Consider the following 14,956-nt stretch of genomic DNA (forward strand, 5'->3'; position numbering starts at 1 on the left):
ATCAGCTCTACCGGCCAGCGGTAGTCCCGGCGCTTCCCCCAGCCCGCGGCCGGAGTGGCGGGATCCTGTGGCGGGATCCTTTTGAACCATGGCGATCTCGCCGCTGTCATGGTCCGGCGCGGCCCGCGAACCTGGTGACGTAGCGAAGGGACACCACTTATGACTCGTATCGCCATCAACGGATTCGGCCGCATCGGACGCAATGTGCTGCGCGCCCTGCTGGAGCGGGACAGCGACCTGGAGATCGTTGCCGTCAACGACCTCACGGAGCCCACCGCTCTGGCACGGCTGCTCGCCTTCGACTCCACGGCGGGGCGCCTCGGGCGCCCGGTGACCGTGGACGGGGACGTCCTCGTCGTGGACGGCCGTCGTATCAAGGTGCTCGCCGAGCGGGAACCGGCGCAGCTGCCGTGGGCCGCGCTCGGCGTGGACATCGTGCTGGAGTCGACCGGCCGCTTCACATCGGCCAAGGCGGCCCGCGCCCACCTCGACGCCGGCGCCAGGAAGGTCCTGGTCAGCGCGCCTGCGGACGGTGCCGACGTCACTCTCGCGTACGGCGTGAACACCGGTGCCTACGACCCGGACACGCACACGATCGTCTCCAACGCCTCGTGCACGACCAACGCGCTCGCGCCGCTCGCCGCCGTCCTCGACGAACTCGCCGGCATCGAGCACGGGTTCATGACCACGGTGCACGCCTACACGCAGGAGCAGAACCTGCAGGACGGCCCGCACCGCGACCCCCGTCGCGCCCGTGCCGCCGGTGTCAACATCGTGCCGACCACGACCGGCGCCGCCAAGGCGATCGGCCTGGTGCTGCCGAACCTCGACGGCAGGCTGTCCGGCGACTCGATCCGGGTGCCGGTCCCGGTGGGCTCGATCGTCGAGCTCAACACGACGGTCGCCCGTGACGTGACGCGCGACGACGTGCTGGCGGCGTACCGTGCCGCCGCGGAGGGGCCGCTCGCGGGCGTCCTCGAATACTCGGAGGACGCGCTGGTCTCCTCGGACATCACGGGCAACCCGGCGTCGGCGATCTTCGACTCGGCCCTCACCCGCGTCGACGGCCGCCACATCAAGGTGGTCGCCTGGTACGACAACGAGTGGGGCTTCTCGAACCGGGTGATCGACACCCTTGAACTGCTCGCACGCTAGCAGGCCCGGCGAAGCGGTCGGCCGTCGTCGGACGGCCGGCCGCTTCGCGGTGCGCGTCAGCTCGCGGCCTCGGCGGGGTGTGCCGTCGCTTCCGCCGTGGCCTGCGGGGCCCGTGCCGGACGGATGCCGATCAGGGCTACGGCGATGACCGCGGCCACCAGCATGCCGATCCCGCCGACGAGGGCGCAAGTGTGCAGGGCGTCGGTGAAGCTCGCGCCGTAGGCGGCCTGGGCCTGTCCGGTGCTCTCGGGGGTGTTCAGGTGCAGGAAGGCTCCCGCCTGGATACCCACGCTGGACACCAGTCCGCCGACCTGCCCCTGGTCGGCGGGGCTCAGCCCGGACGAGGCGAGGTGTCCGGGCAGGGTGGCCAGGGTGCGGTGGGTGAGGATGACGCCGAAGACGGCCGGGCCGAGGGCGCTGCCGATCTGGCGGAGCGCGCTGTTGGCCGCGGCGGCGGTGCCCCCGAGCCGGTGCGGCAGGGCGTCCATGGCGATGGTGGTGATCGGCGCCATGGCGAGCGCGATGCCGATGCCGAGCACGCCGATGACCAGGGCGGCCTCGCCGGTGCCGGTGTCGGCCTGGAAGACGTTCATGATGAGGGCGCCGATCCCGCCGATCACCAGGCCGGTGACCAGCAGCAGGCCGGGCGTGGCCCGGTTCATCAGCCGCCCGACCAGCGGGCCGAGCACCACCGTGAAGCCGTTGATGGCGACGAGGCGGATGCCGATGTCCAGCGTCGAGGCGTGGTGGACGAGCCCGAAGTACTCGCTCAGCGCGAAGACCAGGCCGACCTGGGCGAACAGGGTGACGGCCATGACGAGAGCCGCCCCCGAGAACGCCGCCGACTTGAACAGGCGCATGTCCAGCATCGGGCAGGAGGACCGGAGTTCCACCAGGACGAAGCCGACCGCGCCGGCGGCTGCGACCACGAAGGCGATCACGACCTGGGCCGACGACCACCCGGCGCTACCGCCCTCGATGACGCCGTAGACCAGCCCGGTGATGGCGACGACGGCCAGCAGCTGCCCGGGGATGTCCAGGTGGCGTTCGCGTTCCGCGCGGGAGTCGGTCAGCACGACGGCGCCGATCACGGCCGTGACCACGGCGAGGACGAGCGAGGGCAGGAAGATCCACCGCCAGCTCGCGTGCTCCACGATGACGCCGTTGACCACCGGTCCGAGGGTGAGTCCGAGGCCGAGGGCGGCCGTCCACAGGGCTATCGCCCGGGCGCGCTTACGGGGGTCCGGGATGACATGGCCGATCAGGGCGAGCGTGGACGGCAGCAGCGCGGCCGTGCCGACGCCGGTGAGCGCCTGGCCCACACAGACCTGGACGACGCTGCCGGCGGTCAGGCACACCAGGCAGCCGACGCAGAACAGCACCAGCCCGGCCAGATACGTCTTCTTACGGCCGTACAGGTCACCCACCATGCCGCAGGTCAGCAGCAGTGCCGCGGTCGGCAGGATGAAGGCGTCGGTGATCCACTGGAGCCCGACGGTGGAGGCGTCGAGTGCCTGTTGCATGACCGGAAGCGCGACGGAGACACCGACGACCGGCAGGTAGGAGACGAACACGCCCACGCAGGCCAGCACGACGGTGACCGTGATGTGCCGGGTGCCCGTGTCGGGCGGCGCGGACGGGGACGCGGCAGGAGAAGGCATGGCCACAGGGCACCTCGAAGCAGTGGAGTGACAGGGCGACGTGCTGGGGCGGTGATCGGCGACCCGTCGACTCCCGATCGACTGGCGCACCGCGGATCTACCGCCGGTCCGACAGCGCGGACCCGGTCATGTCGATCCCGTCGGCCGGCCGCGCGGCGCCTGCGCGGTGGGTTCGGCCGGAATCTTCGTTGACGTGGGCCAGTTCTGTCGGGGCGAGCGCTACGGACCGTATACCGAGGCGTGGCCTGCGGAGATGCCCTTGGACCTGCAACCTAAGGTGAACGCCGCTGACGCCTGCCCCACCGCCCCCGAAGAAGGCCGCCGGACCGCCCCGGAGAGCGTGCCGTCACCACACCGTCGGCGGCGACTTCTACACGATGCAAGTCGCCGAGAACGCCGCCAAGATGGCGGACAACCTCGGCGACCGGCTCGGGCAGCTCACCGCGATCGCCGAGCAGCGGTACCGGCACCACCTCTACCGAACGGCACGCCTAGTAGGTCGACCCCAGTGTCTGCGTCGTGTACGCGCACTCCGTGTAGATGTACCCGTAGCGCAGTTTGGCGGTGTCGGAGCCCGGGGCGGCCGTGCTGTCGCTCTTCGGTTTGTGCACGAAGTACGTGGTGCCGGGCGGGAGGCTGATCGTGTGCTGCGGATAGTTCTTGCCGCTGTCGCCGCACGGCTCCCAGCCGGGGAGCAGCGAGCTGGCGAACGAGTACGCCTCGCAGCTGCCGCACGGTCCGAGGGTGAAGCTGCCGGTGACCGGGCCGGTGTAGAGGACGGTGATCTCGTCGGGGCTGTCGTTCCTTACGGTCACCGAGATGCCACCGCCGGAAGCCATGGTGGGCAGCTTCTTGCCGGCGGCCGGGAGCGTCTGGGCGACCTCGGCACCGATGGCGATCTTGCGGGCGCGGTCGCGGTTCCTGTCGTGCGGGCTGCCGGTGACGAACTGCTGCATGGTCTGCTGCGCCTGCGCGAACTCGCCGTCCCGGTACTGCTTCACGCCGCACGCGTACTCCCCCGAGTCACCGCTGCGGTCGGCCCGGTCGGCGACCTTGACCAGGCCGTCGGCCTCGGCGCCGGTCCCGTTCGACAGCTGGCCGATCTGGGTGTTCAGCGTGTGCAGCTGCTTGACGGCGCCACAGGGATCCTTCCCGGCGACGGCCTTCGCCGCCTTCTTCTCGGCCGCGTCCACGGCGGGCACGACCTTGGCGGCCTGGCCGGAGTCGGGGAAGGTGCTCAGGAGTTCGCCGAACTGGGGGACCCAGTCGCCCCCGCCGTCGGCCAGGCCGCCCGCTCCGCACTCGTAGAGCGAGGTGGCCAGCCGGTCGTCGGGCCAGTGCGTGAGCGTGCCGAGCTGGTCCCTGGGTATGGAGTCGGGCACCGTCCGCAGGTATTTCAGCGGTTCGACCGCCGTGCAGTAGTCCTGGTGGCCGTAGGCCGCCGCGACCGTCGTGTAGTACGTCTTCATACGGTCGGGGACCTGGGCGGCGGCCCGGGAACCGGAGTGGTGGACCGCGAGGTCGCGGTAGACGGCCAGGGCGTCCTGGTACTCGGACTTGGCGGTGGCGAAGTCCTTCTGCCGGGCCGCGTCGACCCGTTTGTCGGCGCCGTCGAGACGGTCGAGGAGCGCGCGTTCGACGGCTTCCTTCTGGGCGCTGTCGTACCAGAGCGCACCGCCCACCGGGACGGCGAGGAGGACCACGCCCAGCGCGAGCGCGACGGGCCGCTGTCCCGGCCACACCAGCCGGGTGCGCAGGCCGACGAACGCGCCGTGGAGGGCCGCGAGCAGCAGGAACACGGCATAGCCGACGAGCGCGGATCCGGGCACGCCGTCGGCGTCCGCGGGCAGCGCGACGAGCAGCAGGACGGCGGTCGCCGCCAGGCACACGGCCAGCGGGAGCCATCTTCGGACGAGCAGATAGCCGAGGCCGAGCCCGGTCAGGTTGAGCAGGGCCACGGCGGCGGCGCGCAGGGCGTCCGGCGGGGCGGGCGGCGGGCTCGACGGCATCGGCGGCACGAGGGAACCCGGGGTCGGGAAACCCTGCCGCGAGAACCCCTGGCCGGCGAAACCCTGGTCCGGCAACCCGTGGCCGGAGGGTCCCTGTTGGGGATGTCCCTGATTCGGCGGCCCTTGATACGGAGGCTCTTGGTTCGGAGGCCCTTGATACGGAGGTCCCTGGTTCGGAGGCTCCTGATTCGGCGGTCCCTGATACGGACCGTACGCGTCCCCGGACATGGCGGCTCCCCCAATTGCTGCCGAATCCTTCGGAATTGACAGGGTACGGCCAAACGTGCGAATTCGACAGAGCCTCGGACATCCGTCCCGCTCCCCGCCCGGCCGGCCGCTCCCATGCCGCCATCCGCATGAAAGCCCCGCAGCCTCGCGTGGTTGCCGCCCGTCCCACGGCTGGTAGGACGCCATCGACGTGCCCGTGCGCGGCAAGGCGGTCATCCGCATCCACTACACCGACTTCACCGGGAAGACCGTGCTGCACTGCCACATCCTCAATCACGAGGACATGGGCATGATGGCCGTCCTGGACATCGTCGCGCCCCGCGGGGACTCACCCGGCAAGTGATCACCACCACGGGCCGGCCGGGCGCCGAACCGTGCCGCGGTCCGACCGGGCGGCAGGCGGGGCAGCCTAGTCCGGCGGGATCTCCTGCTCGGCCCAGATGATCTTGCCCTCCCCGGTGTAGCGGGCGCCCCAGCGGTGGGCGAGCTGGGCCACCAGGAAGAGGCCGCGGCCGCCCTCGTCCATGCTGCGGGCGTGCCGCAGGCGGGGTGCGGTGCTGCTGGCGTCGGCGACTTCGCAGGTCAGCCGGGAGTCCCGCAACAGCTTCAGCCGGATGGGCGGGTCGGCGTAGCGGATGGCGTTGGTGACCAGTTCGCTGACGATGAGTTCGGTGGTCACCGCCAGCTCGTCGTAGCCCCACGCCACCACCTGGCGGACCGCCCGGGCCCGCACGTCGGCGACGGCGGCCGGGTCCACGGGCACCTCCCAGGAGGCGACATGGTCGGCGCCCAGGGCGTGGGTGCGGGCCAGGAGCAGGGCGATGTCGTCGGGCTGGGGCACGGGGACCAGCTGCTGCACGGCGGCCGTGCACAGCGTGGCGAGGTCGGCGGCGGGGTCGGCCAGCGCGGCGCGGAGGCGGGCCATGCCGCGTTCGACGTCCTGGTCGGCGCCTTCGATGAGGCCGTCGGTGTAGAGCCCGAGGAGGCTGTTCTCGGCCAGTTCGATCTCGGTCGCCTCGAAGGCCATGCCGCCGAGCCCGAGCGGCGGTCCGGCGGGCATCTCGACGAACCAGGTCCGCCCGTCGGGTGCCACGACGACCGGCGGTGGGTGTCCGGCCCGGGCCATGGAGCACCGCCGGGTCACCGGGTCGTAGACCGCGTACAGGCAGGTCGCTCCGACGAACGTGGCCGTGCTGCCCTGGGAGACCGTGCTCCCGCTCTCCTCCTCCCCCAGCCGCAGCACCAGGTCGTCGAGGTGGGCGAGGAGTTCGTCGGGGGGCAACTCCATGTCGGCGAGGGTCTGGACGGCGGTGCGCAGCCGGCCCATGCTCGCCGCCGCGCTGAGGCCGTGGCCGACCACGTCGCCGACCACCAGGCCGACCCGGGCACCGGACAGCGGGATGACGTCGAACCAGTCACCGCCGACGCCGTCCGTCGCGTCCGCCGGCAGATACGAGGACGCCACGTCCAGGGCGGTACCGCCCGTCAGGGCCTGGGGCAGCAGACTGCGCTGCAGGGTGACGGCCGCCGTGTGCTCCCTGGTGTAGCGGCGGGCGTTGTCGACGCAGACGGCGGCGCGCGCGACGAGTTCCTGGGCGAGCAGGACGTCGTCGGGCTGGAAGGAGACCGGGTTGAGCGAGCGCGCGAACGTGGTGAGGCCCAGGGCGGTGTCGCGGGCCCGCATCGGGACCGAGATGAGGGAGTGCAGTCCGAACTCCCTCATCCGCGCGGTCCGCTCGGGCTGCTCCGCGAGCCACAGGGGGTCCTCCGGGTTGAGCTCGGGGATGAGGATCGGCTCGCCGTTGACGAGCAGGTCGATGCCGTACGTCGGGGGCAGGAAGTCCACCGGGTCGCCGACGTGCGCCACGGCCTCGGGGTTGCCGTCACGGACGGTCTTCAGTGCGGCACGCCGCATCACCGGCCCGGTGGGCGCCGGGCCGGCGTCGCTCAGCCAGGTGTCGTGGCCCTCGGTGCTGAGGACGGGCTCCAGGAGGTCGACGATGACGAAGTCGGCGAAGCGGGGGACGGCGAAGTCGGCGAGTTCCTGGGCGGTGCGCAGCACGTCGAGGGTGGTGCCGATCCTGGTGCCGGCCTCGTTGACCATCGACAGCCGCTGGCGGGCGTTCCAGCGCTCGGTGACGTCGGAGACCATGTAGCAGACGCCGGTCACCGAGTCGTCGGCGTCGACGAGCGGGAAGAACGAGGTGGAGTAGGCGCGTTGGCGGTGCGGATCGGCCCAGCTCCAGCCGAGGTACTCGTAGTCCTTGACCGGCTCCCGGGTGGTGAGCACTTTGCGCATCAGGCCTTCGATGGTGGTCGCCTGCAGCCCGGGCAGCAGTTCGCTCAGCCGACGGCCCAGGCGCTGCTCCCGGGGCACTCCACCGAAGCGCTCCAGGGTGTCGTTCAGCCACACATAGCGCAGCTCCGGGTTCATCAGGGCCAGGCCGATCGGCGAGCGGGTCAGGAACCCGTCGAGGACGGACTGGCCCACCGTCCACTGCGGCCGCCGCTCACGGGCGGACAGGAGGAAGCACTCGTCGCCGTCGATGTGGAAGGCGGCGGAGACCCGCAGGTCCACGTCGAGGGTGTGGCCGTCGCGGTGCCGTACCGGGATGAGCCCGCTCCATCCCATCCCGGAGCGGCAGCGCTCGGCGACGCCGGCGGCCCGGGCCGGGTCGGCGCGGACGGCGAGCAGCTGTGCCGCGGGACGTCCGACCACCTCGGCGGCCGGGCGGCCGAGCAGGGCCTCGGCGCCCCGGGTCCAGCCGATCACGACGCCCTCGCCGGACAGCACCGCCGCCGCGTCGCTGGAGGCGTCGAGGAGGTCGCGCGGACCCCTGGTGGGCGGCACGTCGATTTCTTCTCGCGGAAAATCCATTGGCTACATCCTCTACGTACCCCAATGTTCCTGCTTGTCCACCCGATGCGCATCGCCTCCCGGGGGCAACGCGGCCGAGGGCCGGCGGGCACGGGCGGGAGCCCCGGGCGGATCGGGGTACTCGGCCCGGGTCGGCGCGGTCGGGCGGCCGGGGGCAGCATGGAAGTGCCGTAGCGACGGTGTCCGCCCGCCGGCCGGTGGAGGTGGTTGAGGCATGGCTGTGGGATTCCTGCGGTCCGGTGGCTCGGAGGGCTCCGGCGGTGACGGGTACGGCCCTGGCGTGGCGCGCCCGACCGGCCTGCTGGACGTGCTGAGCGTGGCCGCGGTGGCGCTGGACTCGCAGGGCCGGATCGTGTTCTGGACCCCGCAGGCCGAGGAGCTCTTCGGCTACACGGCCGAGGAGGCCCTGACCAAGAACGCGGCGCGACTGCTCATTGACCCGGAGCATCTGAAGGCCGCGGTGAACATGTTCATGGAGGTGCTGGAGACCGGGCGCAGCTGGGCCGGCGCCTTCCCGGTCCGGCGCAAGGACGGCCGCAGCCGGCTGATGGAGTTCCGCACCATGCGGCTGCTGGACGATCTCGGCGATGTGTACGCGCTCGGCATCGTGGCCGACCACTCCATGCTCCAGCGGGTGGAGACCGACCTGGCGCTGTGCGAGCGGCTGATCAACCAGTCACCGATCGGCCTGGCCCTCCTCGACCCGGACCTGCGCTATCTGCTGGTGAACCCGGCGCTGGAACGGATCGACGGCGTCCCCGCCGAGGAGCACATCGGCCGCCATCTGCGGGAGACCCTTCCGCTGCCCGACATCGACAGCGTCGAATCGGCGTTGCACCAGGTGCTCACCACCGGCACCCCGCTCCTCGACCAGTACCACGTGGGCCGTCCGCCGACCGATCCCGAGCACGAGCACGCCTGGTCGATGTCGTTCTACCGGCTGGAGGATCCCGGCGGCCGCGTCCTGGGCGCGGCGACCTCGGTGGTCGACGTCACCGAGCGGCACCGCGCGGCGGCCGAGGCCGACCGGGCCCGGCGCCGGCTCGCCCTGATCGCGGACGCCTCGGCCCGGGTCGGCACCTCGCTGGAGGTGGAGCGCACGGCGCACGAGCTGGCCGAGATCGCCACCCCGGTTCTCGCGGACGTGGTCGCGGTGGACGTGCTGGACTCGGCGCTGGCCCTGCGCCGCTCCCGCAGACCGGAGAACGGCCCCGAGCTCTTTCGCGCCCTCGCCCTCGAGGCGGCCCGTCCCACGGTCGCACTGCGGGCCGCCGACCCGCCCGGTGACCTCGCGGCCTACGACGGCGACCGGCTGGTCACGCTGTGTGTGCACACCGCGCGGCCGGTCCTGGTCCCGTATGTCGGCCCACGCGATCTGCCGCGCATCGCCCGCAACTCCGAGGCGGGCGAGCTGCTGGCGCAGGCCGGTGTGCACTCGTATCTCGCCGTGCCGCTGATCGCCCATGGCGAGGTGCTGGGCGCCCTCGACCTCAAGCGCACCAGCAATCCGCTGCCCTTCGACGAGGACGACGTGGTGCTCGCCACCGAGCTGGCCGGGCGGGCCGCCGTGGCCATCGACAACGCCCGCTGGTTCCAGAGCGTCCGCAACACCGCACTCACCCTCCAGCGCAGCCTGCTCCCCGACCACCCGCCGCACCACACCGGCCTCGAACTGGCCTCCCGCTACCAGCCCGCCCAGGCGACCAGTGAGGTCGGCGGCGACTGGTACGACGTGATCCCGCTGTCGGAGGACCGGACCGCGCTGGTCGTCGGCGACGTCATGGGCAACGGCATCGACGCGGCCGCCACCATGGGCCGGCTGCGCACCGCCACCTGCGCCTACGCGGAACTGGAGCTGCCCCCGGCCGCGGTGCTCCAGCACCTGGACAAGATCACCTGCGACCTGGAGCACTACATCGTCACCTGTCTCTACGCGGTGTACGACCCGCACACCCGGCGCTGCGAGATCGCCAACGCGGGCCATATGCCGCCCGCGCTGGTGCACTCCGGAGGGGCGCCGGCCCTGCTGGAACTGCCGTCGGCCGCCCCGCTCGGTGTCGGCGGCATCCCCTTCGAGACCAGCACCGTCGACCTCGCCGCCGGTGACCTCCTGGTCCTGTACACCGACGGCCTCGTCGAGACCCGCCGCCATCCCATCGACGACCGTCTCGGCGTCCTGCTCGGCTTCCTGGACGAGCCGGACCGGCCGCTGGAGGAGACCTGCGACCTGCTGCTGCACGGCCTGCGCCACCCGGACGACCACGACGACGTGGCACTGCTGGTCGCGCGGACGCTGTGAACCGGCTCTCTACGGCGTACGGCAGCAGTCGGTACGGCAGAAGCAGGACGCGCTGATCGCTACGTCCGCCGTAGCCGCCGCGAGCTTCAGCTGCTGGGCCACGATCCGTGCCTCACCGTCTCTGCCGAGCCGCCGGAGGCATTCGAGGAAGCCGTGCAGGGACCAGACGTTGCCGGGGTGCTGCAACGGCCGGGGCAGGGTGTCGTCCAGGCCGAGGTCGGCCCGGTAGACCGCCTCGGCCTCCTCGACCCGGCCGCGTTCCAGGAGCAGGGCGCCGTAGGCGTGCCGGGTGGGCTGCATCCAGCCCCAGGGTTCGTCGTAGGGAAGGTTGTCGTCCAGGTCGATCGACCGGCGCAGTTCGGCGAAGGCCGTGTCGAAGTCGCCCTTGCGGTAGGCGAGTTCGCCGTCGAGCATGGCGGCGGCGATGGCCAGGATGTCGGCGCAGGTGTTGTTGAACAGCATGCGGGTCCCGGGTACGGCGGCGGCCGCCTGCCGGAAGCGGGCTCGGTCCGCCTCGGCCTCGGCGGTCCGGCCGGTGGCGGAGTGGGCGACACCGCGCGCGTAGTGCAGCATCGCGGTGGTCACGCAGTACAGGCCGGGGTCGGCGGGCAGCGGCAGGCGCAGGATGTCGTCCCAGCGGCCGAACCGGATCAGGACGTGCACCCGCATCGCCAGGAACCCCTCCAGCCAGTCGGCCATCGGCGGGCTCGCCACGCGCAGCAGCTCCTCCGGTACGGCGGCTTCGAGCCGTTCGGCCGTGGCGAGGGCGTCCTGGAGACGGCCCAGGAACATCGCGCCGTAGATCCGGAAGTGGAGGTTGTGGCAGCGGTAGAGGGTGTAGAAGTTCATCGCGCCGGCGCGGGCGTGGTACTTCTCGTCGGCGGCGACGGCCGCGGCGTTGTCGGAGACCACGCGCCGGTAGTCGCCGCAGAGGACTTCCAGGTGCGAGGGCATGTGCTGGAGGTGCCCGGCGTCGGGGACGAGGTCGCGCAGCAGGTCGGCGACGGGCAGGGCGGTCTCGGGCGTGGGCGACATCTCCATCAGGTGGATGTAGAGGTGCAGCAGGCCGGGGTGGCGGGTGCCCGCCTCGGCGCCGATGGCCCGCTCCAGCACGGCCCTGGCTTCCGGCGTCCGGGCGCCCTCGGCCGGTCGGCCGCTGCGGATGTCCCAGAGCTGCCAGGGGGTGAGGTTCATCAGGGCGTCGGCGTACAGGGTGGCGACATCGAGGTCGTCGGGTGCCCGTTCGTACACCCCGCGCATGCTGTCGGCGTAGGCCGTGTTCCACACCGAACAGGCCTCCGGGTCCGGGGCCGCGGCCTGCGGGTAGCGGGCGCGCAGTGCCTCGACCAGGGCGCGCTCAACGGGGGTCGCGTGGGCGGCCTTGGCGTGGGCGCGCTCCACGGCGGCGTGCGTGCGCTCCACCGTGTGCGCCAGGTCCTCCTGGTCGAAGAACTCCCAGGGTTTGTTGTAGTTGGGGCCGAGGGCGTAGGCCACGCCCCAGTCGGCCATGGCACATTCCGGGTCCGCCGCACCGGCCGCCTCGAAACAGCGGACGGCCTCCTCGTGGTTGAAGGCGTAGGTCCAGATCAGCCCCCGGTCGAACCACGTCTGCGCCTCGGGGGACGTCGTCGTCACGCGCCGGCTGTGACTGCCCAGGTCGTAGTAGTCCACGCCGACGAACCTAGCGGCGGGGAGCGCGCGGAAGATTCCTGTTCATCCGAACTCATGAGGATGGCGCGGCGGTTGACGGACCGCCGCGCCACTCGTGCCGCTGTTCTCAGGGCGCGACCGCGCGGCCGGTCTGCGGGGAGATGCGTCCGGAGCACAGGCCCTTGGCCGCAAGGGTCTGCGCGATGCGCGGGATCGCGGTGAGCGTGTTGGCCGGCCATTCGTGCATGAGGATGATCTGGCCGCTGGTGAGCCGGGAGACGGCCTGCACGATCGCGTCGGTGCTCGCGCCGTTCCAGTCCTGCGAGTCGACGTCCCAGATGATCTCGGTGAGCCCGTACTTGGCCTCGACCGTGCGCATGGTCGCGTTGGTCTCGCCGTACGGCGGCCGGAAAAGCACCGGAGTTCCGCCACCGGCGCCGGCTATGGCGGACTGCGTACGGGAGATCTCCGAGTCGATCTGCGCCTGGGTCTCCTGGGTCAGATGCGGGTGGGTGTAGCTGTGGTTGCCGACCCACATGCCCGCGCTTACCTCGGCCCGGACCTGGGCCGGGTAGGCGGCCGCGTACTGGCCCTCGTTGAACAGGGTGGCCCGCAGCCCGTTCGCCCTGAGGGCGCTGAGCAGGCCCGGCGTGTGGGCGGCGGACGGCCCGTCGTCGAAGGTGAGGCCGACGTAGCCGGCGCAGCCGGCGGAGTGGGCCGGGGCGGCGCCGACGGCGAGCGTGCCCGCGACGGCCAGCGCGAGGGCGAGGACGGTCGCCGGCAAGGGGCGTGACGAGCGCTCCGATACGGCACTCATCACGCCACCGTGATGGTGGAGCTGCCGCTGCTCTGGTAGCCCTCGGTCGCGAGGATCTGGTAGTAGCTGAAGCTACCGAGGGACATGCCGGCCCTGGCCCAGGCGTCGAAGTGGTTGCCGGTGGTGATGGTGCCGCCGGTGCGCTTCGACTGGCGGACGCTCCAGTACTGGTTGAAGGTCTTGGTGCCTTCGACGGACGGGGCGTTGTACCGCGTCGTGAGGTAGATGTCGTAGGTGCCGCCGTCGCTGGTGACGCTGCCCTTGTACGTGCCGGTGGGCCGGTAGGTGCCCCAGTTGTCGACGATGTAGTACTCGACGAGCGGGTTGGACGTCCAGCCGTAGAGGGACAGGTAGCCGTTGCCGGACGGGCTGAAGCTGCCCGAGTAGGTCACGTTGCGGCGGGCGCCGGTGCTCCAGCCCTTGCCGCAGACGAAGTTGCCGGTGTTGCGCCAGCTGGTGCTGTAGTTGCCGCCGGAGCCCAGGGTCATGGAGACGGTGCCCTGCGCGTCGGTCCAGAACGAGTAGTAGTAGCCGTTGTTGGTGCCGGTCTGGTTCGTGGTGACGACGGTGGCGGCGCGGGCGGTGCCGGGCAGGGCCAGCCCGGCGGCGGCGCCCAGCAGCAGGGCGCCGGCGCTCCGGCGGCTCAGTGCGTGGTCGAGCGGGTTCATGCGGTGCCTCCTCGTATGGCCAGTGCGGGTGTGGCTTGCTGGGGAGTGTTGGTCTGCGCATGTCACCTGTCAACAGTTTCGGTAATTATTTCGAAAGCTTCGCTCTACCTGCTCGGCCATTCCCGCACTTCACATGCATTCAAGGAGAATGAACGACTAACTCTGTCGACAATCGGCCAATTGAAGATCAAATCATGGATCCTCAAAACTTCGAATGTTTCGACATCCAAGGCGAATGCTGCCGACAACATCGGAACATGCCGCTGAGTGGAGCAATCACCGGCGCGGCGGGGGGCCTCCCGCCAGGCTGGGCGTCTTGTCGAGATTCGTATGCCAGGAGTCCCGGGTGAGGCACGACGGTCGCAACTCAGCACTGCCCGCGCCCCCCGCGTGGATGCGCTGGCTTCCGCTCCTGTACGTCATCGGTGTGCTGCTGATCGAACCCGTCACCCCCGTGCAGTGGCCGGTCAGCTTCGTGCTGATCGCCCTCCCGCTGGTGACCGCCTTCGCACACCCGCCCGTCGTCGTCGCCGGCGCCACCGTCTTCGGCATCGGCCTGGAACTTTTACTGGCCGGAACCCCGTGCTGCGCGGGACGCGACGTCGGCTACATCTGGGAACGGCACTATGTCGCCGCCTACGTGTGTACAGCCCTGGTCGGGGCCCTGGGCACGACCCTGGCCGCGCACCGGATCCGCCGGGAACGCACACTGGCCGACGTCCGGTTCGTGGCCGAGATCGCGCAGCGCGTCCTGCTCAGACCCGTCCCGCACCGGATCGGGAACCTGCTGCTGGAGAGCTTCTACCTGTCCGCCGCCGCGGAGGCACGGATCGGCGGCGACCTCTACGAGGCCGTGCCGACCGCGCACGGGGCCCGGCTGCTCATCGGTGACGTGCGGGGCAAGGGCCTGCTCGCGGTGGAGACCGCGGCGGCGATGCTGGGCGCGTTCCGGGAGGCCGCGCACGACGAACCCGACCTCAACGCCCTGGTGGAGCGGGTGGACATCAGCATGACGCGCCGAGCCCACCAGCTGGGCGGCAGCGAGACGGGCGAGCGGTTCGTCACCGCCGTCTTCGCCGAGATCCCCTACGACGAGAGGGTCGTCCGCGTCCTCAACTGCGGCCATCCGCCACCGCTGCTCATCCGCCCCGGCGAGGTGAGCGAACTGGACCGGGGACGGTCGGGGCCGCCGCTGAACCTCGGCATGCTGGTCGGGGACCCCTATCACGTCGACACCTACTCCTTCGGCCCCGGCGACCAACTGCTGCTCTACACGGACGGTGTCACCGAGACCCGCGACCCGGACGGTTCCTTCTACCCGCTGCTCCAGCGGCTGCGCTCGTGGGGACCGATGCCGCCCCCGGAGCTGCTGGAACGGCTCCATCAGGACCTGCAGACCTACAGCGGCGACCAGTTGCAGGACGACACGGCCGCGCTCACCGCCTTCCTGCTGCCCGCGGGAGCGGCCGGGGTGCCGGGCGGCGGAGACGACGATCCGGGCACCGAAGAGCTCGGGGACCCGCCGCCGTGACACGTGTTGTGAGGGTTCTGGGCCGGTCCGCGGCGGGCCCTGTGGGGCAGATCACGGGTG

Annotated in this window: 9 protein-coding genes and 1 pseudogene; 4 read left to right on the forward strand and 6 right to left on the reverse strand. The window is 71.4% G+C overall.

All coding sequences use genetic code 11. The features are described 5' to 3' along the window. Positions 1-159: 159 nt before the first annotated feature. Positions 160-1,155 (forward strand): type I glyceraldehyde-3-phosphate dehydrogenase, encoded by a 996-nt coding sequence (gene gap / locus ACWGJB_RS28795; RefSeq protein WP_453382973.1) that lies wholly within the window; start codon positions 160-162, stop codon positions 1,153-1,155. Positions 1,156-1,211: 56 nt separating this feature from the next. Here the strand turns inward: gap and ACWGJB_RS28800 are convergent, their stop codons facing one another. Next, a complete protein-coding gene (locus ACWGJB_RS28800) occupies positions 1,212-2,816 on the reverse strand; it encodes an MFS transporter (RefSeq protein ID WP_453382974.1) in 1,605 nt (534 codons plus the stop codon). Positions 2,817-3,307: 491 nt separating this feature from the next. After that, positions 3,308-4,825: a hypothetical protein gene (locus tag ACWGJB_RS28805; protein WP_453382975.1), complete on the reverse strand. Its 1,518-nt coding sequence runs from the start codon at positions 4,823-4,825 to the stop codon at positions 3,308-3,310. A gap of 418 nt (positions 4,826-5,243) precedes the next feature. Between ACWGJB_RS28805 and ACWGJB_RS28810 the strand changes: the two genes are divergently transcribed. Next, positions 5,244-5,396 carry a multicopper oxidase domain-containing protein gene (locus ACWGJB_RS28810; protein WP_453382976.1) on the forward strand — a complete coding sequence of 51 codons (153 nt, stop codon included), beginning with the start codon at positions 5,244-5,246 and terminating at the stop codon, positions 5,394-5,396. 66 nt (positions 5,397-5,462) lie between these two features. Here the strand turns inward: ACWGJB_RS28810 and ACWGJB_RS28815 are convergent, their stop codons facing one another. Next, positions 5,463-7,931 carry a SpoIIE family protein phosphatase gene (locus tag ACWGJB_RS28815; RefSeq protein ID WP_453382977.1) on the reverse strand — a complete coding sequence of 823 codons (2,469 nt, stop codon included), beginning with the start codon at positions 7,929-7,931 and terminating at the stop codon, positions 5,463-5,465. Between the two features lie 214 nt (positions 7,932-8,145). On the opposite strand from ACWGJB_RS28815, the gene ACWGJB_RS28820 reads away from it, so the two are divergent. After that, positions 8,146-10,230 carry a SpoIIE family protein phosphatase gene (locus ACWGJB_RS28820; protein ID WP_453382978.1) on the forward strand — a complete coding sequence of 695 codons (2,085 nt, stop codon included), beginning with the start codon at positions 8,146-8,148 and terminating at the stop codon, positions 10,228-10,230. 9 nt (positions 10,231-10,239) lie between these two features. Here the strand turns inward: ACWGJB_RS28820 and ACWGJB_RS28825 are convergent, their stop codons facing one another. The 3 genes and pseudogenes from ACWGJB_RS28825 to ACWGJB_RS28835 all read right to left on the reverse strand — a co-directional run bounded on the left by ACWGJB_RS28825 (position 10,240) and on the right by ACWGJB_RS28835 (position 13,365). Next, on the reverse strand, positions 10,240-11,901 hold the full coding sequence (locus tag ACWGJB_RS28825) for a hypothetical protein (RefSeq protein ID WP_453382979.1): 1,662 nt from the start codon (positions 11,899-11,901) through the stop codon (positions 10,240-10,242). A 109-nt stretch (positions 11,902-12,010) separates the two neighbouring features. After that, positions 12,011-12,697: pseudogene (locus ACWGJB_RS28830) on the reverse strand (polysaccharide deacetylase family protein); the annotation flags it as partial. Beyond that, positions 12,697-13,365, reverse strand: a complete 669-nt coding sequence (locus tag ACWGJB_RS28835) for a glycoside hydrolase family 11 protein (protein ID WP_453382980.1) — start codon at positions 13,363-13,365, stop codon at positions 12,697-12,699. The pseudogene ACWGJB_RS28830 and the gene ACWGJB_RS28835, both read right to left, overlap by 1 nt. Before the next feature lie 346 nt (positions 13,366-13,711). Here ACWGJB_RS28835 and ACWGJB_RS28840 point away from each other — a divergent pair, with 346 nt between their 5' ends. After that, positions 13,712-14,896: a PP2C family protein-serine/threonine phosphatase gene (locus ACWGJB_RS28840; RefSeq protein WP_453382981.1), complete on the forward strand. Its 1,185-nt coding sequence runs from the start codon at positions 13,712-13,714 to the stop codon at positions 14,894-14,896. Positions 14,897-14,956 lie beyond the last annotated feature (60 nt).

The organism is Streptomyces sp. NPDC054813 (assembly GCF_053611365.1).

Coding starts and splice junctions, on each gene's coding strand:
- gap (WP_453382973.1), top strand. CDS start 160: ATGACTCGTATCGCCATCAACGGATTCGGCCGCATCGGACGCAATGTG.
- ACWGJB_RS28800 (WP_453382974.1), bottom strand. CDS start 2,816: ATGCCTTCTCCTGCCGCGTCCCCGTCCGCGCCGCCCGACACGGGCACC.
- ACWGJB_RS28805 (WP_453382975.1), bottom strand. CDS start 4,825: ATGCCGTCGAGCCCGCCGCCCGCCCCGCCGGACGCCCTGCGCGCCGCC.
- ACWGJB_RS28815 (WP_453382977.1), bottom strand. CDS start 7,931: ATGGATTTTCCGCGAGAAGAAATCGACGTGCCGCCCACCAGGGGTCCG.
- ACWGJB_RS28820 (WP_453382978.1), top strand. CDS start 8,146: ATGGCTGTGGGATTCCTGCGGTCCGGTGGCTCGGAGGGCTCCGGCGGT.
- ACWGJB_RS28835 (WP_453382980.1), bottom strand. CDS start 13,365: ATGAACCCGCTCGACCACGCACTGAGCCGCCGGAGCGCCGGCGCCCTG.